This window comes from Chitinilyticum piscinae, from assembly GCF_015223195.1.
GTDB lineage: Bacteria > Pseudomonadota > Gammaproteobacteria > Burkholderiales > Chitinibacteraceae > Chitinilyticum > Chitinilyticum piscinae.
In genome coordinates, this window is sequence record NZ_JADFUA010000001.1 from 772,716 (window position 1) to 792,956 (window position 20,241).

At 61.5% G+C, this 20,241-nt stretch carries 22 protein-coding genes and 1 tRNA gene; 15 read left to right on the forward strand and 8 right to left on the reverse strand.

What is annotated here, in order from left to right; all coding sequences use genetic code 11:
- Nucleotides 1-35 precede the first annotated feature (35 nt).
- The gene (locus INR99_RS03530; RefSeq protein WP_194114897.1) at nt 36-1,835 is read left to right on the forward strand and encodes a flavin monoamine oxidase family protein; all 1,800 of its coding nucleotides are present in this window, start codon (nt 36-38) and stop codon (nt 1,833-1,835) included.
- 175 nt (nt 1,836-2,010) lie between these two features.
- Here INR99_RS03530 and INR99_RS17765 read toward each other — a convergent pair whose 3' ends face one another.
- Both INR99_RS17765 and INR99_RS03540 read right to left on the reverse strand, forming a co-directional pair.
- The gene (locus INR99_RS17765; protein WP_194114898.1) at nt 2,011-4,044 is read right to left on the reverse strand and encodes a prolyl oligopeptidase family serine peptidase; all 2,034 of its coding nucleotides are present in this window, start codon (nt 4,042-4,044) and stop codon (nt 2,011-2,013) included.
- A 93-nt stretch (nt 4,045-4,137) separates the two neighbouring features.
- Nucleotides 4,138-4,605 carry a YbaN family protein gene (locus INR99_RS03540; protein ID WP_194114899.1) on the reverse strand — a complete coding sequence of 156 codons (468 nt, stop codon included), beginning with the start codon at nt 4,603-4,605 and terminating at the stop codon, nt 4,138-4,140.
- Between the two features lie 173 nt (nt 4,606-4,778).
- Between INR99_RS03540 and INR99_RS03545 the strand changes: the two genes are divergently transcribed.
- From INR99_RS03545 to INR99_RS03560, 4 genes are all read left to right on the forward strand, one after another.
- Entirely contained in the window at nt 4,779-5,645 is an 867-nt protein-coding gene (locus INR99_RS03545) for a CorC family transporter (RefSeq protein WP_194114900.1), read from the forward strand.
- Nucleotides 5,646-5,665: 20 nt separating this feature from the next.
- Nucleotides 5,666-7,144 carry an apolipoprotein N-acyltransferase gene (lnt, locus tag INR99_RS03550; protein WP_194114901.1) on the forward strand — a complete coding sequence of 493 codons (1,479 nt, stop codon included), beginning with the start codon at nt 5,666-5,668 and terminating at the stop codon, nt 7,142-7,144.
- On the forward strand, nt 7,134-7,934 hold the full coding sequence (locus tag INR99_RS03555; RefSeq protein ID WP_194114902.1) for an SGNH/GDSL hydrolase family protein: 801 nt from the start codon (nt 7,134-7,136) through the stop codon (nt 7,932-7,934). Before lnt ends, INR99_RS03555 begins: the two co-directional genes overlap by 11 nt.
- Nucleotides 7,935-8,104: 170 nt before the next feature.
- The gene (locus tag INR99_RS03560; protein WP_194114903.1) at nt 8,105-8,287 is read left to right on the forward strand and encodes a hypothetical protein; all 183 of its coding nucleotides are present in this window, start codon (nt 8,105-8,107) and stop codon (nt 8,285-8,287) included.
- 32 nt (nt 8,288-8,319) lie between these two features.
- On the opposite strand, the gene INR99_RS03565 is transcribed toward INR99_RS03560, so the two are convergent.
- From INR99_RS03565 to INR99_RS03580, 4 genes are read right to left on the reverse strand one after another with little or no spacing between them, the layout of a single operon-like run.
- On the reverse strand, nt 8,320-8,877 hold the full coding sequence (locus INR99_RS03565) for an RDD family protein (protein WP_194114904.1): 558 nt from the start codon (nt 8,875-8,877) through the stop codon (nt 8,320-8,322).
- Entirely contained in the window at nt 8,874-9,284 is a 411-nt protein-coding gene (locus INR99_RS03570) for a DUF3106 domain-containing protein (RefSeq protein ID WP_194114905.1), read from the reverse strand. Before INR99_RS03570 ends, INR99_RS03565 begins: the two co-directional genes overlap by 4 nt.
- The gene (locus tag INR99_RS03575) at nt 9,281-9,655 is read right to left on the reverse strand and encodes a DUF3619 family protein (RefSeq protein ID WP_194114906.1); all 375 of its coding nucleotides are present in this window, start codon (nt 9,653-9,655) and stop codon (nt 9,281-9,283) included. Before INR99_RS03575 ends, INR99_RS03570 begins: the two co-directional genes overlap by 4 nt.
- Nucleotides 9,652-10,221: an RNA polymerase sigma factor gene (locus INR99_RS03580; protein WP_194114907.1), complete on the reverse strand. Its 570-nt coding sequence runs from the start codon at nt 10,219-10,221 to the stop codon at nt 9,652-9,654. The genes INR99_RS03575 and INR99_RS03580 overlap by 4 nt, the downstream gene beginning before the upstream one ends.
- 509 nt (nt 10,222-10,730) lie before the next feature.
- Here INR99_RS03580 and ilvB point away from each other — a divergent pair.
- The 8 genes from ilvB (at nt 10,731) to INR99_RS03620 (ending at nt 17,974) form a co-directional block, all read left to right on the forward strand.
- Nucleotides 10,731-12,497: a biosynthetic-type acetolactate synthase large subunit gene (ilvB, locus tag INR99_RS03585; protein ID WP_194114908.1), complete on the forward strand. Its 1,767-nt coding sequence runs from the start codon at nt 10,731-10,733 to the stop codon at nt 12,495-12,497.
- Nucleotides 12,498-12,510: 13 nt separating this feature from the next.
- Entirely contained in the window at nt 12,511-13,002 is a 492-nt protein-coding gene (gene ilvN / locus INR99_RS03590) for an acetolactate synthase small subunit (RefSeq protein ID WP_028454116.1), read from the forward strand.
- Nucleotides 13,003-13,066: 64 nt separating this feature from the next.
- The gene (gene ilvC / locus INR99_RS03595) at nt 13,067-14,083 is read left to right on the forward strand and encodes a ketol-acid reductoisomerase (RefSeq protein ID WP_194114985.1); all 1,017 of its coding nucleotides are present in this window, start codon (nt 13,067-13,069) and stop codon (nt 14,081-14,083) included.
- Between the two features lie 195 nt (nt 14,084-14,278).
- Nucleotides 14,279-14,692, forward strand: a complete 414-nt coding sequence (locus tag INR99_RS03600; protein WP_194114909.1) for a DUF2752 domain-containing protein — start codon at nt 14,279-14,281, stop codon at nt 14,690-14,692.
- Nucleotides 14,693-14,753: 61 nt separating this feature from the next.
- Nucleotides 14,754-15,149 carry a CD225/dispanin family protein gene (locus INR99_RS03605; protein ID WP_194114910.1) on the forward strand — a complete coding sequence of 132 codons (396 nt, stop codon included), beginning with the start codon at nt 14,754-14,756 and terminating at the stop codon, nt 15,147-15,149.
- Nucleotides 15,150-15,203: 54 nt separating this feature from the next.
- Complete coding sequence (locus tag INR99_RS03610; protein ID WP_194114911.1) at nt 15,204-15,611, forward strand: DUF4190 domain-containing protein; 408 nt, start codon at nt 15,204-15,206, stop codon at nt 15,609-15,611.
- 145 nt (nt 15,612-15,756) lie between these two features.
- Nucleotides 15,757-16,668: a helix-turn-helix domain-containing protein gene (locus tag INR99_RS03615; protein WP_194114912.1), complete on the forward strand. Its 912-nt coding sequence runs from the start codon at nt 15,757-15,759 to the stop codon at nt 16,666-16,668.
- Nucleotides 16,669-16,813: 145 nt separating this feature from the next.
- Entirely contained in the window at nt 16,814-17,974 is a 1,161-nt protein-coding gene (locus INR99_RS03620) for an RDD family protein (protein WP_194114913.1), read from the forward strand.
- Nucleotides 17,975-18,089: 115 nt separating this feature from the next.
- Here the strand turns inward: INR99_RS03620 and INR99_RS03625 are convergent.
- Both INR99_RS03625 and ispB read right to left on the reverse strand, forming a co-directional pair.
- Nucleotides 18,090-18,166, reverse strand: a tRNA-Pro gene (locus tag INR99_RS03625).
- A 105-nt stretch (nt 18,167-18,271) separates the two neighbouring features.
- Complete coding sequence (gene ispB, locus INR99_RS03630; RefSeq protein WP_194114914.1) at nt 18,272-19,234, reverse strand: octaprenyl diphosphate synthase; 963 nt, start codon at nt 19,232-19,234, stop codon at nt 18,272-18,274.
- A 244-nt stretch (nt 19,235-19,478) separates the two neighbouring features.
- On the opposite strand from ispB, the gene rplU reads away from it, so the two are divergent.
- Nucleotides 19,479-19,790 carry a 50S ribosomal protein L21 gene (rplU, locus tag INR99_RS03635; RefSeq protein ID WP_194114915.1) on the forward strand — a complete coding sequence of 104 codons (312 nt, stop codon included), beginning with the start codon at nt 19,479-19,481 and terminating at the stop codon, nt 19,788-19,790.
- Between the two features lie 17 nt (nt 19,791-19,807).
- A complete protein-coding gene (rpmA, locus tag INR99_RS03640; RefSeq protein WP_194114916.1) occupies nt 19,808-20,080 on the forward strand; it encodes a 50S ribosomal protein L27 in 273 nt (90 codons plus the stop codon).
- Nucleotides 20,081-20,241: the final 161 nt, after the last annotated feature.

Genomic DNA, 20,241 nt, shown 5'->3' on the forward strand with positions numbered 1-20,241 from the left:
GTATTTGCACCTGACTTTAGATGAGTGAGGTTGAAATGTCAGTTATTGCCCGCCTGCGTCATGATGCCAATCCGAGCCACCCCTATCTGGATACCCCCGATTTTGCTTACGACCAGTGGCTGGGCCTGCTGGGCAAGTACGAGCTGCCGATCGGCTCGGTCAGTGGTCGCCCGCGGGTGGCCGTAATCGGTGCGGGGGCATCGGGTTTGTGTGCCGCCTATGAATTGCAGCGGGCGGGATGTGCTGTGAGTGTGTTCGAAGCGGACATGCAGGCCGGTGGACGCTGCGCATCAACCCCATTCCAGCCGGGGGAGCCGGATCTGGCTGAACTGGGCGCCATGCGCTTCCCGCCTTCCGAATTCACGCTGGATTATTACTTCCGGCATTTCCGGCTCACCGACGAGAACGGCATTGCCGGTTTGCCGGATTTTCCGGATCCCGGCGTGGTTCCGACCTGGGTCAGCTACGGTGGCGACAATCAGGTCTGGCAGCCCGGACAGCCCTGCCCGGCGGGCTTCGAAGTCGTCGCCAACGGCTGGGATGCTTTCAATAAGGAAGGTTTGTCCAGTCAGGGGGGGACGCAGCTGCAAAGCCCCGCCAGCATCACCCGGGCCTTGCAGGCCGGCGATGTCGCGCTGGCTACGCGCTACTGGCAGGACTATCTGGACGAATTTGGCCAGATCAGCTTTTATAGCTTCCTGTATGCGGTATTCACCGGGCACAGCCGCTTCGATATTCCCGGCGGTAAAGCCTGGAGCTTTGCCGACTTCGACCGCTTCGGCGCGCTGGGGCTGGGCAGTGGTGGCTTCGGGCCGCTGTATCCGATCGGTTTCAACGACATCTTCCGCTTGCTGCCCAACGGGCTGGAATCGGCGCAGAAACTCTTCCAGCCGGGGATCAGACAGCTGCCGCTGGCGTTTGCCGCGGCACTGGGCGAGCAATGCGACTGGCACTACGCAACCCCGATTGACCGCATCGAACGAGCAGGAGCGACCTTCACCCTGCATAGCGGTTCTGCACGATTTACTGCCTATGACCGGGTGATTGTTGCCACGACCACGCGAGCCATGGAGATGGGCTGCAATCTGAGCGACGAGCGCAGCCTGCTTTCCGACGAGGCTCGTCAGGCCATCCGGCGCACTCACATCGTTTCCTCGGTGAAAGTGGCTGCGCGCATCCGCAAATTCTGGCGAGACGATCCGCAGGCGGTGCGCTGCCTGATCACCGATGATGCGCTGCATCAGGTGTATACCCTTGATTATGGCGCTGCAGACACGGCGGTGTGTTTCCTCAGCTACACCTGGGATGACGATGCGGTGAAGCAGCAGGCACTCGGCGTGGCGCAGCCCGGAGGCGCCATCGACAAGGTGGCGCTGTACGAGAGCCTGCGCGCCATGCTGATGGCATCCGGCAGCGAGCCGCTCCGGCAGTGGGCCGAGCACTTGCGCCCGTATGGCAACCCGCAACAGGCGGTACTGTTTGTCGAATGGCAGTCGAGCCCCTATTTCAACGGCGGCTTCAAGCTGGCCCAGCCCGGGCAGGACCCCTACGTGCAGGCGATGTTCTATGACTTCCAGAAAGCCGGATCGCCGGACGACACCGGGGTGTATCTGGCGGGCGACTGCATCAGCTGGACATCCGGCTGGGTCGAGGGGGCCTTGCAGGCCGGGCTGAATGCGGCGGCGGGGGTGCTGTATTCGCTGGGAGGGCAGCTCAACCCGGATCAGAGGGGCATGACACCGCTCCAGATCAACGCCGAGCGTTTCTGCTATTTCGGCAGCGGCGTCAGGGTAGGGCAGGCTGGCTCACGCACGGATTGTGCCGTGACCGGCTAGCCAAGTAGAGCGTGCAAATCCCTGCAGGATTTGCACGCTCTACCGGGTTACTTGGCGATTGCGCCACTGGTCATTTCAAACCATCGCATTTCCCCGCGTGCCGGAGAGAGCGGGTATGTGACTGTGGTCTCCTGGCCGTCAGGAAACGCATTGCCGCTGCGCACTGGTCTGGTGTTCAGTCGTCCAGCAACTGCTGGTACAGGTACACCAGCACCCGCGCGAGTTCTTCCGCGGTCTGTTCCTGCGCGGTGTTGCCGCCGTGGCCGCCGCCGCCGGTCTCAAAAAACAGCGCCGGCTGGCCGAGCGCGTGCAGTTTGGCGACCATCTTGCGGGCGTGCGCGGGATGGACGCGGTCGTCCTGCGTGCTGGTGGTGAACAGCGTACGCGGGTAGCGGCGCTCGGTGGCCGGGGCGATGTGGTGGTAGGGCGAGTAGGCGGCGAGCGCGGCGCCCTCGGCCTCATCGTCCGGATCACCGTATTCGTCGAGCCAGCTGGCGCCGGCGTGCAGCTCCGCGTAGCGCAGCATGTCGAGCAGCGGCACCTCGCAGACGACGGCGTTGAACAGCTCCGGGCGCTGCACGAGGCAGGCGCCGACCAGGAGGCCGCCGTTGCTGCCGCCTTCAATCCCCAGCCGTCGCGCGCTGGTGACGCCACGCGCGACTAGGTCCTCGGCGACCGCGATGAAGTCGTCGAAGCTGGTCTGGCGTTTTTCCTTCAGCGCGGCCTCGTGCCAGGCCGGGCCGAATTCGCCGCCGCCGCGGATGTTGGCGAGTACGAAGGCGCCGCCCTGTTCCAGCCATTGCTTGCCGAAGTGGTCGAGGTAGTAGGGCATCATCGGCAGCGCAAAGCCGCCGTAACCATAGAGCAATGTCGGGGTATTGCCATCCAGCTCAATACCTGATTTGGCTACCAGGAAATACGGTATGGGTGTGCCGTCGCGGCTGCTCGCGTGGTGCTGCAAGACGGCAAAAGGCGTGGCATCGAAGGCCGGCGGCTGCGCGCGCAGCAATTCGGGTGCGGCGTTGCTGGACAGGTCGTAGCGGTACAGCCCGGCCGGGGTGAGGAAATCGCTGAAGTTGTAGACCAGCACGTCCGATTGCCAGGGCTGGTCGACGAATTCGATCACGCCGCTGTGCGGCAGCGGGTTGGCGAAGGCTTCCCACGCCTCGCCCGCGCGGCGGAAGGTCAGGAGCCGGCTTTGCACGTTCTCGGTGATGATCACGGCCAGCCCGTTCAGTGTGGCTTCCAGCATCACATAGCTTTGCTCGGGCGCCGGTGCAAACAGCAGCGTGGCGGCGCCCAGTTCGCCGGTTTGGGCGTTGGCGCGAATGGCAAGCAGGCTGCCGGCCGGATAGCGGGTGCCATGGTATTTCCAGTCCATGTCGAGCTTGAGCAGCAGCTCGCCGTGGCTGAAGGCTTCCAGCTCGCCGCGCGGCGGCAATTTCAATTGGCTAATGTCTCCAGCGGCGTCGATGTGGAAATAGGCCTTCTGATAAAAGCTCAGCGACGCTTCGATGACGTCGAACGGGGTCTGGTCGGCATCGAGAAAGCGCCAGGCCGATACCATCATCGCGTCGGGCTCCAGCGCCAGCAGCGACAGCGCGTCGCCCCAGTCCTGGCCGCGCTGCAAGAGCACCGCCTCGCGCGAATAGCCGGATTCGGTCAGCTGGTCGTCGTCCCAGGCGGGGCAGACGAACACCGAATCGGGGTCGCGCCAGGCGATGTCACTTTTGCCCAGCGGGAAGTGGAAGCCTCCGGCGACGAAGGTGCGCGTGGCCACGTCGTATTCACGGCAGACGGTGGCATCGCTGCCGCCCGGCGACAGCGTGATCAGGCAGCGCTCCGGGGCGAGCGTGCAGTGATCGACACCGTCGAGATACCAGTCGACCTGCTCGGCGGCCGCCAGGGCATCAATGTCCAGCACGATGTCCCACGCGGTCTGCGCGGCGCGATAACTGTCCCATGTCGTGCGGCGGTACACGCCGCGCGGGTTCTCGGCGCTCTGGTGAAAGTGATACAGCCAGCCGCCGTGTTCAGAACAATACGGAATCTGCCGCGTGTCGCGCAGTGTGGCGAGTATGTCGGCGGTGAGTGGCGCCGTGCGCGGGTCCGCGTCGAGTGCGGAGCGGGTCTGCGCATTCTGTGCGTCAACCCAGGCCAGCGAGGCGGGCGAGTCGAGGTCTTCGAGGTACTGGAAAGGATCGGTCACGGCGGGCGGGGGTGTTCATCGCAAAGCGGATATTATCGGGCAAAAGCCGGGGTGCGTCGCTGATATGCGAAGGAGGGGGTATAGCCTTGATTACTAATAATCCTGGCTGCTATCACGAAATACCGGGCATTGTATTTCCGGACAAGAGTCGGTGCGGAGTGAATCCGCAGCGGGTTCCGGCTTGCGCCATAGCCAGATCACTACGCCAGCCAGTGTGAGCCCGACCAGCGTGACCACCGGCAGCTTCCAGTGCGTGAGCAATCCGCACAGCAGCCAGCCCAGCGCCATGCCGAAGCTGGCCCACGCCTTGCCCTTGCGGCTGATTTCGCCGCGCAGCAGCCAGGCCTGCAGGTGGGGGCCGGCGCCGGGCAGTGCAAACAGCCGGGCTTGCAGCGCGGGTGAGGCGTGCCCGAAGGCCCAGGCTGCGATGATCCAGAACACGGTAGTCGGCATGACGGGCAGAAAGGCGCCGATCACGCCCAGCGCGAAACAGGCGTGCCCCAGTGCGAGTAGCGCATAGCGCAGCGGGCGGGAGAGCTGGCGGGCGGCTGGCAGTGGCATGCGTGCTTCCTCCGGTGTGGTCTTTGCAGTATCGACCAGCTTTCCGCGAGCGCAAGCCGGGCAGTAAAAACCGTATGCCGCTTTTCGGCGGACGGCTGCGCGCACTGCAATACAAGCGCCATGGTCTTCGGGTATGATGAAAAGTCCCTCATTACCGGATGTATTCCCGCCTCATGGACGATTCCTCTACGCCGCAGCAGAAGGTTAGCTGGCTTGAACGCCTGACCCACTTTCTGCTGCGCGAACCGGAAAACCGTGGCGAACTGATTGAAGTTCTCCACTCTGCCTTTGAACGCCATCTGCTCGACAGCGATGCCCTTGCCATGATCGAAGGGGTTCTCAATGTCGGCGACATGCAGGTACGCGATGTGATGGTGCCGCGCGCCCAGATGGACGTGATCGACATCGACACCCCGCCTTCCGAATTCATACCCTTTGTCATCGAAACCGCGCACTCGCGTTTTCCCGTCGTGGACGGCGACAAGGACAATGTGATCGGCATCCTGCTGGCCAAAGATCTGCTGCGTTACTACGCGGTCGATGTGGATTTCAACATGCGCGACATGCTGCGCCCGGTGGTGTTCATTCCCGAGGCCAAGCGCCTGAACGTGCTGCTGAAGGATTTCCGCAACAACCGCAATCACATGGCGATTGTGGTGGATGAATACGGTGGCGTGTCCGGCCTGGTGACCATCGAGGACGTCATGGAGCAGATCGTCGGCGACATCGAGGATGAATACGATGATGATGAGGAAGACAACATCATCGCTGACCGGCGTGGCCGCTGGCGTGTGAAGGGTGAAACCGAAATCGCCGATCTGAACGAGGCGCTGGAAGCCCGCTTTGCCGATGACGAATTCGACACGGTGGCCGGGCTGGTGATCGGCCAGTTTGGCCGAGTGCCCAAGCGCGGCGAAACCGTCGCGTTCGACGGCTATCAGTTCCAGGTGTTGCGCGCCGACAGCCGGCGCGTGCACAGCCTGCAGGTAGAGCGCCTGCCCGAGCGATCCGCGCGCGAGCCGGACGAGGTGGCGGATTGAAGGCTGTCGCCGGCGGGCTGATGGCCCGCCCGCTGCTCCAGGCTGTATTGCTGTTTCTGGTCGGGGCGCTGGGCGTGTTTGCCCTGGCGCCCTTGCAGCTCTTTCCGCTGGCCTGGCTGGCGCTGGCTGCGCTGTTTGCCGCCTGGCGGCAGCACCCCGGGTGCTGGCGCGCCGCACTGCAGGGTTTTGCCTGGGGCCTGGGGTATTTCCTTGCAAGCATTCACTGGGTTTATATCAGTCTACATACATATGGTGGTATGCCGGCGTGGCTGGCGTTGCTGTGCACAGGACTGTTTGCGGCCTATCTGGCGCTGTTTCCCGCACTGGCAGGCTGGCTGAGCACCAGCCTGCTGGCGCGCCGTCCCGGTGCGGCATCGCTGCTGCTGGGAATGCCGGCCTTGTTTGTGCTGGCCGACGTTCTGCGCGGCTGGCTGTTTACCGGCTTTCCCTGGGCGGCCATCGGCTATAGCCAGCTGCCGGTCTTGGGGGGCTGGCTGCCCATTCTCGGGAGTCATGGCCTGACGCTGCTGCTGGCGCTGGCGGTCGCTGTGACGCTGTGGCGTTGGCGAGCCGGGGCGCTGCTGGCCGGGGCGCTGCTGCTGGCTGGTCTGGGTTTGCAGCAGCTGCGCTTCACGCAGCCAGTCGGCGGGCCGGTTTCGGTGAGTCTGCTGCAGGGTAATATTCCCCAGGATATCAAGTGGGTGCGCGAGAACTATGTACAGAGCCTGCGCGTCTATCACGAGCAACTCGGGCGTGCACAGGGGCAGCTGATCGTGCTGCCGGAAACGGCGTTTCCGGCCTTTCTCGAACAGACCCCGCCAGAGTATCTGGATGAACTGCGCCGCATGGCCCGCAGCAAGCAGACGCAGGTGCTGTTTGGCATCGCGATATCCGGCAGCCAGCCTGGCGAGTATTACAACGGTGTGGTGCGCCTGGATCAGCCGCAGCTGACACCGTACCGCAAATCGCATCTGGTGCCGTTTGGCGAGTATGTACCGATGCCGGCGCTGTTCGGCTGGATGTATCGTTTCATGTCGATTCCGCTGGATGGCTTCACGGCGGGGCTCGACCCGCAAGCGCCTTTTGCGCTGGCCGGCGGATCTGTGGCGGCGAATGTCTGTTACGAGGACATATTTGGCCACGAATTCCGGGTGAATGCCGCCAATGCGACGCTGCTGGCGAATGTCTCCAATCTGGCGTGGTTCGATGGCTCATGGGCAGCCGAGCAGCAGTTGCAGATGGCGCAGGCGCGGGTGCTGGAAAATGGTCGGGAGCTGGTGCGGGCGACCAATACTGGCGCGACGGCGGTGATCGGCATTGATGGACGTATCCGTGACCGCCTGCCGCTGCAGACGCGCGGCGTACTCGAGAGCCGTGTTTGGCATTACACTGGCGCCACGCCTTACCAGCGCTGGGGCGATGCGGCGATCTGGGGGTTGTTAGCAGTGTTTATTGGGGTATCTTGTTTTGGATTCCGAAAAACAAAGCATGAAGACTAATACATTTAAGGGTATTGGATTGGCGCTGTTGCTGGCATTGGGTCTGTCCGTGCCGGTGCAGGCTGTCGAGCAGCATGCCCAGGCCCGCAAGACGTCGGCCGAAACCAAAACCGCGGCGCCACCAGCCGCGGCGCAGCAGGTGGCCAGCGAGGAGCGTCAGCAGGTGCTGGCTGTCGGCGATTCGCTGATGGGGGGGGTGGCGCAGATGCTGGCGTGGCGGATCAAGAAGGATGGCCGCCCGTTGCAACTGACCGACCGGCACAAGCTCAGCACCGGTCTGGTGAATACCCGCTTTTACGACTGGCCGGTGCAGCTGGCCGGTTTGGTCAAGACTGCGCAGCCGGATGTCGTGCTGATCATGCTGGGGGCCAATGATGCCTCAATGGGCATCCGTGACAACGGTAAAACCTATGCCTATGGTTCGGCAGGCTGGACCGAGGTGTATCGCCAGCGCGCCCAGACCATGATCGAACTGGCCCGCTCCGGCGGCGCACGCGTGATCTGGATCGGCCTGCCGCAGATGGCCAAGGCTGACTACAACGCGCAGATCCAGATGCAGAACCGTATCTACGCCCAGGTCGCGCGCGAAGCCGGCATTCCTTTTGTCGATAGCGCCAGCCTGCTGGTCAATGACAAGGGCGAATACGCCGCCAGCATTTCCGAGCAGGGCAAGGCGGTGTCGCTGCGCGCCAAGGATGGCGTGCATCTGGCTCCGCGCGGGGGCGATATTCTGGCGCGTGCTGCGCTGGCCAAGCTGGGAACAGGCGGCCAGGTTGCTGCATTGCAGTAAATCGGAAACAGTTTTGCTGTAGAAAGGCCGCATTGATTGCGGCCTTTATTGTTTCTGACGTAAACTGGCTGGGATTGAAAGAAAATGGGTGTGCGTAGCCGACGACCCGGCAAGCGGGCGTCAGGATCAGCTGGCACAGACCGGCAGCACCCGGCATGAGGATACTGATGATGCAACGCAGCAACAGCCCCAGCAGCTTTCTGGCCGTCGAACAGGAAAAGGCAGCTTCCGCCAACGACAAGGCCGTACTGATCGCCAACAAGGATCGCCTCAACGCGCTGCGCGAACGCCGCCGCGACTTCACCGAGCGCGAGGAAATCGAGCGGCAGAGCCGCGAAGTCTGGCAGATCTAGCTCCCGCTTCCCTCTATCACTGGCCAGTCTGATCAGGCTGGCTGTTTCTGCTTTTGCGGCAGCTGCACGATGCGCGTGCCGGCCAGCGTGTCATGCAGCAGCTGGCGGTCACGCCGTACCCATGCCCAGATCCAGGGCAATGCCGCAAGTCCGCACGCCAGCCAGGCCAGTGGTTGCAGTGAGGCATCATGCCGCGCCATGAACCACAGCGGCAGCGGCGGCAGGTAGAAGAGACTCGCCAGTCCGAAGCGCAGCAGGCATTGCAGAATGCTTGCCGTGCCGTCATTGCGGCCGACAATCCGGCAGCGCCAGGTGCGCAGAGCCAGGGTCTGGCCACTGCGTGACCAGCAAAATACAAAGTACGCAGCGGTGAAGGCGCTGACCCAGATGAATTGCAGCTGCAGAGCCACGGCGGATTTGCCGATAGCCGCTGCATCCATCCCGGTGAACAGCTTGTAGTTCAGGTGAAAAGCAAATCCGAGCACCATCACCAGTGCGCTGGTGAGCAGGGTGTCATAAATCAGGGCCAGCAGGCGCTTGCCCCAGCTGGCTGCGGGTAGTGCGGCATTGGCAGTCGTGTTCGTGGTCATTGTTCGGTGTTTTGATTGCGATAACGGTGGCGCGGGCCGGCGCTTTCTGCGCCGCTGCCCATCCGGTGTTCCTGGCGGATTTCGCGCAGGATGCGCTCGCGCTCTTCCGGTGGCAAGGCCATCAGGCGTTCGTAGTTGCGCCGTGCCCGGTCGCGCTGTTCCGGAGTTAGCGCAGCCCAGCTGCGGATGCGCTCGCGAAAGCGGGCCTGTTTTTCCGGGGGCATTTGCGGAAAACGCTGCGCGGCGTCGGCCAGGCGATCCTGGCGAGGTTCGGGTAGCGTCTGCCACTGGCTGGCCAGTGGTGCCAGCAGCTCTTTCTGTTGCGGTGTCAGGCTGTCCCAGCTGGTGGCGGCGCTGGCGCTGCTGCCAAGCACAAGCAGGGCGATGCTGATGACAATACGTTTCATCGCTTGGCCTGCCGCAGGCGCTGCTCCAGCGCATCCGAGAGCAGCAGGTCGGGCCCGGCATCGCCCAGCAGCAGCTCGACATCCAGATTGTTCTGCTGGCGTTGCGCCTGCTGCTGTTGCCATTGCCAGCCGCCCAGAATCACGACGGCCAGCGCCACGGCCGCAGCCCAGCGCCAGGGGTGGTCGTGCCACTGGCGCAGCAACACATTCCCCTGGCGCTGTGTCTGCGCGGGAATGGCGGCGATGGCTTGCTGGCGCGCCTGGGCGAGGCGGTTGCGTACATCCGGCGGCAATGGCTGCGCGGCCAGCTGTTGCGCGGCCTCGGCCAGTGCCTGCGGGCTTGCGGAGTGGTGCGGTGTCGGTGTTTTCATAAGGTGACTCCATGACGCGCCAGCCAGGCCGACAGCGCGCTGCAGGCCCGGGAGCAGTGTGTTTTCACGCTGCCTTCGGAGCAGCCCATTACGGCAGCGGTTTCTGCCGTATCGAGCTCCTCCCAGTAACGCAGGATGAATGCTTCGCGTTGACGCGGTGGCAATTGTGCCAGCCCGGCTTCGATCAGCGCCATGGTGCGCGCCTGTTCGGTTTCGGTGTCCGGTGACGGTGATAGTTCGCCGCTGTACGGCAGCCATTCCAGCGGGTCACTGTCTTCGTCTTCATCATCCTGCTTGCGGAAGGCGGAAAACAGCGTAAGCCATAGTGAGCGGGTTTTCTGCCGGCGGTAATGGTCGCGGATGGCATTTTGCAGGATGCGCTGGAACAGCAGCGGCCATTCTGCGGCAGGGCGGCTGGCGTAATGTTCGGTCAGACGCAGCATGGCGTCCTGGACCAGATCGAGTGCGGCGTCGTTATCCTGCGTGGCAAAACGCGCCTGCCGGAACGCGCGCTGTTCGACTTCGGCCAGGAATGTGGCCAGCGCAGCGGGGGTGCTTGCCGGCATAGCCGATAATCCTGCTGTTTCAATGGGCTGGATACTAGCAAACCCCTATTGCCGGGGCGAGTAAAAACTTGCCAAGCGCGCCCGCATCCGTTAACTTCCGAGGTTCAACATCCATTCCAGATGAGCGTAGCGCATCCGATCAGGACGCGTCACGCACCGGAAGGCACCGCCCGCGCATTACACCGCAGTCGTCCTTTATCAGGCCACAAGCCTGGGCCAAGGCGGCCAGCCCGGTAAATTATTCGGATTTGCGGCTCTGCCGATTGCCATAGACCACTCAGTGGCTGCGTTACCGCGCAGTGCACCGGTCAGCCCGAACGCCATCGGGATGATCACCGGTCGACCGGCTACGCAGGCTCGTCAAGTTCAAAGCTCTGGATGGCAGGAGCTCGGTTTTCTTTTGTCATGGGAAACCGCAGAACCACTGCCCTCAATGACCTGATCTGCCGCAGGCAGATCGGCATGCGCACGGTTCGGCGGACCCGAAACCTTCTGGTGAGGTGACCTCGATGGAAATATCAGGTGCAGAAATCGTCACGCGCTGTCTGCAGGAAGAAGGCGTTGAATTCGTCTTCGGTTATCCTGGCGGTGCGGTACTCGAAATTTACGACGCGATTTTCAAGCAGGACAAATTCAAGCATGTGCTGGTGCGCCACGAACAGGCCGCGGTGCATGCCGCTGACGCATATTCGCGTTCCAGCAACAAGGTCGGCGTCGCACTCTTGACCTCCGGTCCCGGTGCGACCAATGGCCTGACCGGCATTGCCACCGCCTACATGGATTCGATCCCGATGATCGTGATCTCGGGCCAGGTTGGCACGCCGATGATCGGCTCGGATGCGTTCCAGGAAGTCGACATGGTCGGCTGTTCGCGCCCGATCGTGAAGCACAACTTCCTGGTGAAGGATGTGCGCGACATCGCCGCGACCTTCAAGAAAGCCTTCCACATCGCCACGACCGGCCGCCCGGGTCCTGTGGTGATTGACATCCCGAAGGATGTCACCATCCACAAGACCAAGTTCGAGTACCCGCAGTCGGTATCGATCCGCAGCTACAACCCGCCGGTCAAGGGCCATCCGGGCCAGATCAAGAAGGCGGCCCAGTTGCTGGCCGATGCCAAGCGCCCCTTCGTCTATGTCGGCGGCGGTGCGGTGCTGGGCAATGCCGGCCCGGAAGTGACCGAGCTGGTCAAGATGCTGAACCTGCCCTGCACCAACACCCTGATGGGGCTGGGCGCGCTGGACGGCACCGATCCGAATTTTGTCGGCATGCTCGGCATGCACGGCACCTATGAAGCCAACCTGTCGATGCAGTACTGCGATCTGCTGATCGCGATCGGTGCGCGCTTTGACGACCGCGTGATCTCGGTACCGAACCAGTTTCTGTCGCAGGCCAAGAAGATCGTTCACATCGACATCGACCCATCCTCGATCGCCAAGCGCGTGAAGGTGGACGTGCCCATCGTCGGCGACGTGAAGAGCGTTGTTGGCGACCTGGTCGCGCTGCTGAAGGAAACCGGCCAGCGCCCGAACGACAAGGCCCTGGCTGGCTGGTGGGAGCAGATCAACGAATGGCGCAAGCCCAATTCGCTGCTGTACACGCAGGATACCGAGATCATCAAGCCGCAGTTTGTCGTGCAGAAGCTGTGGGAAGTCACCGACGGCCAGGCCATCGTGACCTCCGACGTGGGTCAGCACCAGATGTTCACCGCGCAGTACTACAAGTTCCGCCGTCCGCGCCAGTGGATCAACTCTGGCGGTCTGGGCACCATGGGCTTTGGTCTGCCAGCCGCGATGGGCGCGCAGATGGCCAATCCGTATGCGCAGGTTGCCTGCGTCACCGGTGAAGCGTCCATCCAGATGAACATCCAGGAATTGTCGACCTGCAAGCAGTATCACATTCCGGTGAAGATCATTAACCTCAACAACCGCTACCTCGGCATGGTTCGCCAGTGGCAGGAATTCTTCTACGGTAACCGATACTCCGAATCCTATATGGACGCTTTGCCTGATTTCGTAAAGCTTGCGGAGGCATACGGTCATGTCGGTATGCGCATCGAGAAACCGGCCGACGTCGAGCCCGCGCTGCGCGAAGCCTTCAGCGAGAAGCTGAAAGACCGCCTGGTGTTCCTCGACTTCATCACCGACCAGAAGGCCAATGTCTTCCCGATGGTGCAGAATGGCAAGGGCCTGAACCAGATGGATCTGCCGGACCACATGCGCGGCATGCAGCAAGTGCCGTTCGAAAACAATCGCGACTACGGCAACCTGTGCTGAGGGGGAAACGAACATGCGACACATTCTTTCCATCCTGATCGAAAACGAAGCCGGCGCGCTGTCGCGCGTTACCGGCCTGTTTTCGGCGCGCGGTTACAATATTGATTCGCTGACCGTGCAAACCACCGAAGACGTCACCATGAGCCGCATGACCATTGTCACGCACGGCTCGGATGACATCATCGAGCAGATCACCAAGCAGCTGAACAAGCTGGTGGAAGTGGTGAAGGTGATCGACCTCAACGAGGCCGACCACATCGAGCGCGAACTCATGCTGATCAAGGTGCGCGCTACCGGCAAGGAACGCGATGAAATGAAGCGCATGGCGGATATCTTCCGCGGGCGCATCATCGATGTCACCGAAAAGAGCTACACCATCGAGCTGACCGGCCCGGGCGAAAAACTGGATGCCTTCATCAAGGCACTGGATCCGGCCGTCATTCTCGAAACTGTCCGTACCGGCGCATCGGGCATCGGTCGCGGCGAACGCATTCTGAAAATCTAAGTGAGGTGTGAGGGAATCCCCCTCGCCTCACGCCTCACACCAACAGGAGTTAAGTACCATGGCACTGAACGTTTACTACGACAAAGATTGTGATCTCTCCATCATCAAGGGCAAGAAAGTCGCCATCATCGGCTACGGCTCGCAAGGCCACGCCCACGCCTGCAACCTGAAGGATTCCGGTGTTGATGTGACCGTTGGCCTGCGCCTCGGCTCCGCCACCGTGAAGAAGGCTGAAGCTCACGGCCTGAAGGTGACCGACGTGAAGACCGCCGTTGCCGGCGCCGACGTGGTGATGATCCTGACCCCGGACGAATTCCAGTCCAAGCTGTACAAGGACGAAATCGAGCCGAACATCAAGCAGGGCGCCACGCTGGCCTTCGCACACGGCTTCGCCATCCATTACAACCAGGTTGTTCCGCGCAAGGATCTGGACGTGATCATGGTTGCCCCGAAGGCGCCGGGCCACACCGTTCGTTCCGAATTCGTTCGCGGTGGTGGCGTTCCGGATCTGATCGCGGTATTCCAGGATGCTTCCGGCACTGCCAAGCAGACCGCACTGTCCTATGCCTCCGGCGTGGGTGGCGGCCGCACCGGCATCATCGAAACCACCTTCAAGGACGAGACCGAAACCGATCTGTTCGGCGAGCAGGCCGTACTGTGTGGTGGCGCCGTTGAACTGGTGAAGATGGGCTTCGAAACCCTGGTTGAAGCTGGCTACGCACCTGAAATGGCCTACTTCGAATGCCTGCACGAACTGAAGCTGATCGTTGACCTGATGTTCGAAGGCGGTATCGCCAACATGAACTACTCGATCTCCAACAACGCCGAATACGGTGAATACGTGACCGGCCCGAAGGTGATCAACGAAGAATCCCGCAAGGCCATGCGCCAGGCGCTGAAGGACATCCAGGATGGCGAATACGCCAAGAAGTTCATCCTGGAAGGCGCGACCAACTACCCGTCCATGACCGCTTACCGTCGCAATAACGCTGCGCACGGTATCGAAGTCACTGGCGCCAAGCTGCGTGCCATGATGCCCTGGATTCAGGCCAACAAGATCGTTGACCAGTCCAAGAACTAAGCATCAATGTGCTGCCGTACCCTTGGTGCGGCGACAAACAAAACCGGCCCCCAGGGGCCGGTTTTGTTTTTTGCACAGCCCGGAGTGCAGGGTCACTTTCTTTAGGTGACAGTCTGTGATCGGCTTCCTTGCTGCAGTTGATTGCATCCTGTAAATTCAGTCTGCCGTCATGCGACGGCTTTGTTTTTTCTGGCGATGCGGCTTCTGACACAACACTGGCGCTGGTTTTTGCTGGTTCCGGCAGCGATTTTTCTCGCGCTGGCAACCTACCACGTCTATCACCACGACCCGGAAATCTACGGCGGACCTTTCCTGCCGTGCATTTTCTACGAGTTGACCGGCTTCTATTGCCCCGGCTGCGGAGCCACGCGCGCGGTGTATGCCTTGCTGCATCTGGATCCGGCGCGCGCACTGCGCAAGAACGCGTTTCTGGTGCTGATCGGCTTTCCACTGCTGGCAGTGGCACTGGTCAATCATTTCGGTCCGCGCCGGTTCCTGACTTTGCGCATGGAAGGGCAGATCTACGCCGTGTTTTTTAGTCTGGCCATTCTGTTTACGGTACTGCGCAATCTGCCGCTGGCACCCTTCAATCTGCTCGCCCCGCACTAAGACGGGGTATGCAGCTGTAGTGCATGACTTGATTATGATCTGATTGGATAGGGAGAGATGTATGCCGTTCTGTACCAAGTGTGGTGCCAATAATCCGGATGAAGCGCAGTTCTGTTCGACCTGTGGCGCGACGCTGACACCGGCCCCGACAGCGCCTGCTGCGGTGAGCCGTGCCGCACCGGCTGCGGCGCGCCCGTCCGCCGGTCAACCGGAGGTGCCCAGCTATCTGGTGCAGTCGATTCTGGTGACCTTGTGCTGCTGCCTGCCTTTTGGTATTGCCTCCATCGTGTTTGCCAGTCAGGTGAACAGCAAGCTCGCCGCCGGCGATCTCGACGGTGCGCTGGAATCATCGCGCAAGGCAAAAATGTGGGCCTGGTGGGGCTTTGGTGTCGGTATTGCGGTGAATATTCTTGCCGTGATCGCCCAGTTCGGGGCAATTGCCGCCTCCGGCCTGTAATTGTTCGTGCCGGCCGTGTGAGGCCGGCTGACATGCCTTTGTCCAGGATTTCCTATGACGTATTGTCCGCGATGCGGGGCGGCCAACGCACCCGAAGCGCTGTTCTGTGCCAGTTGTGGCAGCAAGCTGCATGATGTGGCTGCCGAGGCCAACCCGTATGCCGTATCGCACGCAACGCAGCATGTGCGCAGCGGGCAACTGCAGGGCGCACGCAATTCGACGCTGGCCATCATCAGCCTGGTTGCGGGGATTCTGCAGCTGTTCTGCTGCTGTCTTGGCAGCATCGTTGCGGTGGTCTGCGGGCATCTGGCCCGCAGCGAAATCCGCAAGGGCGACGGGCAGGTGCTGGGTGATGGCATGGCCATGGCGGGGCTGATTCTCGGCTATATCGGACTCGTGTGCTCCCTGTTGTATTTTGCCCTGATTCTGGTCGGTGTCATGGTTGCGCCGCTCGCGAGCTAACAGGGTATCGCCATCGTTTATGGCGCATCCGTGATGCCATGCATTGCACTGGTTTTTCGGCAGCGTGTGCCGGAGCGCGGCGCGGGCAGGCTTGCAGCTGCCGTGAGGCTGCGCGGCGGCACACGGCTACGGTAAACTGTGCGGCATGAATGATGCCTCACGCTACCGCCTGACCCGCCTGTTCCGGGTACTCACGCACATTGATGGCCGGCTGGGCGAGTCCATGTCGCTGGACGAGCTGGCCGGCGTGGCCTGCTATTCGCCTTATCATTTCGACCGGATTTTTCTGCGCTACCGTGGCATTTCCCCGGCTGAGCACGTGCGCCGGCGCCGGCTGATGCGGGCCGCTCACCGCCTGCGGCATGAGCCGGAGTGCCCGATCGGCGAGATTGCCCATGATTGCGGCTACAGCAATCAGGCCAATTTCTCGCGCGCTTTCCAGCAGCATTTCGGCATGAGCCCGCGGACGTGGCGCAAGGGCGGCTGGCATGATTACATGCTGCGCCAGGTGGCCAGCTACACCCCGGATATCCGCGAGCAGCATGCCGATTTCGAGGCGCAGCTGGAGCGTCAGCCGGGCTTGCGTGCCACGCTGGCCAGCCGGATCACGGTGCGCCAGTTGCCGATGATGCGAACGCTGTCGCGGCAGATGGTGGGGCGGCTGGGCTATGAGCTGGTGCAGGCCTGTGAAGAATATACCGCCGAGTGCCAGCAGGCAGGTGGGCTGGATGACGGGGCCTTGTTTGTCGGCAGTTTTCTCGACGACCCCGGTTTTACCGGGCGCGCCGATTTCATCTATGAATTCGGGCTGGTGGAGCCGCAGCCAGTGGCAGCCCCGGCCATGACCCACGAATACCTGCTGCCGGGCGGACGCTACGCCTGTCTGGACTGGGAGGGTGAGATGCCGTGGATGCGCTGGATGTATGAGGACTGGCTGGATCGCCACCCGGACTGGACCATGGATAGCCGTCGCCCGCATCTGGAGTTCCATCGCTTCAGTGCGCAGGGTTCGGCGGGTGGAACACTGGCCATCCCGATTATGCGCAAGCATGTATAGCCTCGTAATCATTGATAGGAAAAGGTTTGCAGCGCATACCCCGCTAGTCTGCGCTTGCGTAAGTTTTCCTGCATAGAAATGACAGTGGTCCGATATTTGCTGGCAAAATAGCTGCATTATTTGTCAGCAAATTCGAGGTTTCTTCATGTTCTGTCCGCAGTGTGGTCAGCAAAACGATAATCAGGCGCGCTTCTGTTCCCGCTGTGGCGGGAAGCTGCCCGAGGCGTCCGTAGCGCCGGGGGTGAACGAGCACAATCCCTATGGGGTTTCGCCAGCGACAGCGATCGCGCAAGATCTACCTCCAGCGCAGGAAACTGAGCACTTTGGTTATGCCGGTTTCTGGGAACGCTTTGCAGCGCATTTCATCGATAATCTGATCACGACGGTTGTTGCCATGGCCATCTCACTGGTAATGGGCTTTGCCGTCGGGGTTGCCATGGGGCTCGGCGGGGCTGGCGAGGCGGCATCGATGGTGGGGGGCGTGCTGGGCTTTGTCATCGGGCTGATCGTGCCCTGGCTCTACTATGCCAAGCTGGAGTCCGGCCCGCAGCAGGCGACGCTGGGCAAGCGCTGGCTTGGACTGGCCGTGCAGCGTCCGGATGGCGAATCGTTGAGTTTTGCCCGGGCCTCTGGCCGCTATTTTGGCAAGCTGCTATCGGCAGCTTTGCTCTTGGTGGGTTTTTTGATGCAGCCATTCACGCAACGCAAACAGGCGCTGCATGATCTGATGGCCGACGCGATCGTCGTGCGCAGACGGGAGGGCAGCAACGGTGCCGTGATTGCCATCGCCGTGGTGGTGATCGGCTTCGTGCTGGTTGCAGTGGTGGGTATTCTCGCGGCTATCGCGATTCCCGCCTATTCCGAGTACCGCAACAAGGCGGTGACGCATGCGGCGCTGAACGAGATGCGCAGTGCTGCGCAGGCGATCGAAGCGTACTACCAGCAGCATCAAAGCGTGCCGCAAACGCTGGCCGAAGCCGGTTTTGTTTCCGCGCATGGCAAGGACTTTCAGATCACGGTCAATCCGGAGAATGGCATTCTGGAGGTGATTTTTACGCAGCGGGCCTTGCAGGACAAGAAGCTCGAATATGTGCCGTCACAGAGTGACAAGGGGGTGGTGACCTGGCAGTGCGAGGCCTCGGGTTACGAGGACGGCAAATTGCCGCAGGGGTGTATTTCGCTGGCCGAGGCGGACGCCCGCCGTGATGCAGCTGCGGAAAAAGCCGCTCAGGAAGAGGAGGCTGCGCAGCGCGCTGCGGAAGCCGCACAGGCGGCGGAAGAGGCTTCTGCCGTGGCGGCCGAATAAGACGAATTCAGCTGGCGATGGCCGGCAGGGGCACTCTGGAGTTGGGGTGTCTTTGCCGGATGGGCAGCCTGAAAAGCAAAAAAGCCAAGGATCAGTGATCCTTGGCTTTTGAATCTGGTCGGAGTGAGAGGATTCGAACCTCCGGCCTCTACGTCCCGAACGTAGCGCTCTACCAGGCTAAGCTACACTCCGTTTCTCTCGTCTTGCGACTTGAGGGCTGCATTATGGTAAGGACTGCCCATGGTGTCAAGCATCTTTTTTGAAGATTTATGACGGCCGGTGCTTTCCCCTGAAAAATCAATGCTGACGATCGACGGCGATTTTGGCCAGGGCGTGCAGCGCGCGGGTGAAATCGTTGTCCGGCAGGCCGGCAAGCGCTGCGGTGGCGCGTGCCGATTCGGCCGTGGCGACGTCGCGGGCATAGTCCAGCGCGCCGCTGCGCTGAACGGCTGCCAGCACGGCATCGAAATGGTCGCGACTGGCTTCGCGCAGGGCCGTGCGTACGGTTTCGGCGGCCGCCACTTCCCCGTGGCGCATCACGTGAATCAGCGGGAGAGTTGGTTTGCCCTCCGAAAGGTCGTCCCCCAGGTTTTTGCCGATCTCCGCGGCATCCCCGCTGTAATCCAGTACATCGTCAATGATCTGGAACGCGGTCCCCAGATGCATGCCGTAGGCTGCCAGAGCGGCTTCGGTGGTTTCGTCGGCGCCACTGATGATGGCGCCCAGCCGGGCGGCGGCCTCGAACAGCTTGGCGGTCTTGTAGCGGATGACCTGCAGGTAGCCATCTTCATCGATGTCGGTATTGCCGATATTCATCAGTTGCAGGACTTCGCCTTCAGCGATGATGTTGGTGGCGTCGGCCACAACCGACAGGATGCGCATCGAGTCGCATCCGACCATCATCTGGAAGGCGCGGCTGTAGAGAAAATCACCGACCAGTACGCTGGCCGCATTGCCGAACAGTGCATTTGCAGTATCGCGGCCGCGGCGCAGGCTGGATTCGTCGACCACGTCATCGTGCAGCAGGGTGGCGGTGTGGATGAATTCGATGACGGCGGCCAGTTCGCGATGCTGCTCACCCTGGTAGCCCAGTGCCCGCGCGGCCAGCAGCACCAGTACCGGGCGCAGGCGCTTGCCGCCGGAACTGACGATGTATTCGGCAACCTGGCGCACCAGCACGACATCGGAATGCAGGCGCGTGCGGATCAGCTGGTCAACCTCCGGCATTTCACTCGCCAGAACGGATTTTACGAACTCCATCGTCACAGGGTGTTTCCTCGCAGGCGGCAAACAGGGGCAGCCTGAAATGCGGTTGCTAAAGCGCGCGATTCTACCAGAAAGGGGCGTTTGCCGCCCGCGGCGCGCACGTCTTGCCGACGGTGATGCAACATAAGTGCTTGACGTGATTGGAGGAGAGGCGTAAATTTGCGGGCTTCCCGCTTTCTGGGAGACCGCTATCCGCTTGCCGGATGGCGTTTAAAGGTGACTCTTAACGGAGCTTGTTATGTATGCAGTCGTAAAAACCGGTGGCAAGCAGTACAAAGTTGCTGTCGGCGAAAAACTTAAAGTAGAACAGATTGCTGCAGACATCGACAGCCAGATCGAACTGAATGAAGTTTTGATGGTGGCAGACGGTGACGCAGTAGTGATTGGTACCCCGGTAGTAGCCGGCGCCGCCATCAAGGCAACTGTGGTTTCCCACGGTCGTGGTGAAAAGGTTCGCATCTTCAAGATGCGTCGCCGCAAGCACTACATGAAGCGTCAGGGCCATCGCCAGAACTACACCGAAATCCGCATCGACGCGATCGTAAAGTAATCTTCAGGAGCTAAAACATGGCACACAAGAAAGCTGGCGGTAGTTCCCGCAACGGCCGTGATTCGGAAGCCAAACGCCTGGGTATCAAGGTATACGGCGGCGAGCTGATTCCGGCAGGTTCCATCATCGTGCGTCAGCGCGGTACCGAATTCCACGCTGGCGACAACGTCGGCATGGGCAAGGACCACACCCTGTTTGCACTGGTTGATGGTTATGTGAGCTACGCCGTCAAGGGCGCGCAAAAGCGTCGCACCGTGACCGTAACTCCGTACACCGGCGAAGAAGCGTAAATCGCGCTTTTCCCGATGTCGAAAAGCCCTGTCTTTCGAGATGGGGCTTTTTTAGTTTCTGATCTGGCAATCCTTATCAGGCAAATGACCAGGCAAACGCATAGCCGTGTTACCCGATGCCGTTCTGCGCGGCAGCATGGGGTAAACCGGCTGGGCAAGTG

Coding starts and splice junctions, on each gene's coding strand:
- INR99_RS03610 (WP_194114911.1), top strand. CDS start 15,204: ATGACGTATTGTCCGCGATGCGGGGCGGCCAACGCACCCGAAGCGCTG.
- INR99_RS03580 (WP_194114907.1), bottom strand. CDS start 10,221: ATGCCGGCAAGCACCCCCGCTGCGCTGGCCACATTCCTGGCCGAAGTC.
- INR99_RS03555 (WP_194114902.1), top strand. CDS start 7,134: ATGAAGACTAATACATTTAAGGGTATTGGATTGGCGCTGTTGCTGGCA.
- ispB (WP_194114914.1), bottom strand. CDS start 19,234: ATGGAGTTCGTAAAATCCGTTCTGGCGAGTGAAATGCCGGAGGTTGAC.
- lnt (WP_194114901.1), top strand. CDS start 5,666: ATGGCCCGCCCGCTGCTCCAGGCTGTATTGCTGTTTCTGGTCGGGGCG.
- INR99_RS03530 (WP_194114897.1), top strand. CDS start 36: ATGTCAGTTATTGCCCGCCTGCGTCATGATGCCAATCCGAGCCACCCC.
- rpmA (WP_194114916.1), top strand. CDS start 19,808: ATGGCACACAAGAAAGCTGGCGGTAGTTCCCGCAACGGCCGTGATTCG.
- INR99_RS03545 (WP_194114900.1), top strand. CDS start 4,779: ATGGACGATTCCTCTACGCCGCAGCAGAAGGTTAGCTGGCTTGAACGC.
- INR99_RS03560 (WP_194114903.1), top strand. CDS start 8,105: ATGCAACGCAGCAACAGCCCCAGCAGCTTTCTGGCCGTCGAACAGGAA.
- INR99_RS03565 (WP_194114904.1), bottom strand. CDS start 8,877: ATGACCACGAACACGACTGCCAATGCCGCACTACCCGCAGCCAGCTGG.
- INR99_RS03570 (WP_194114905.1), bottom strand. CDS start 9,284: ATGAAACGTATTGTCATCAGCATCGCCCTGCTTGTGCTTGGCAGCAGC.
- rplU (WP_194114915.1), top strand. CDS start 19,479: ATGTATGCAGTCGTAAAAACCGGTGGCAAGCAGTACAAAGTTGCTGTC.
- INR99_RS03615 (WP_194114912.1), top strand. CDS start 15,757: ATGAATGATGCCTCACGCTACCGCCTGACCCGCCTGTTCCGGGTACTC.
- INR99_RS03540 (WP_194114899.1), bottom strand. CDS start 4,605: ATGCCACTGCCAGCCGCCCGCCAGCTCTCCCGCCCGCTGCGCTATGCG.
- INR99_RS03575 (WP_194114906.1), bottom strand. CDS start 9,655: ATGAAAACACCGACACCGCACCACTCCGCAAGCCCGCAGGCACTGGCC.
- INR99_RS03605 (WP_194114910.1), top strand. CDS start 14,754: ATGCCGTTCTGTACCAAGTGTGGTGCCAATAATCCGGATGAAGCGCAG.
- ilvN (WP_028454116.1), top strand. CDS start 12,511: ATGCGACACATTCTTTCCATCCTGATCGAAAACGAAGCCGGCGCGCTG.
- ilvB (WP_194114908.1), top strand. CDS start 10,731: ATGGAAATATCAGGTGCAGAAATCGTCACGCGCTGTCTGCAGGAAGAA.
- INR99_RS03600 (WP_194114909.1), top strand. CDS start 14,279: ATGCGGCTTCTGACACAACACTGGCGCTGGTTTTTGCTGGTTCCGGCA.
- INR99_RS03620 (WP_194114913.1), top strand. CDS start 16,814: ATGTTCTGTCCGCAGTGTGGTCAGCAAAACGATAATCAGGCGCGCTTC.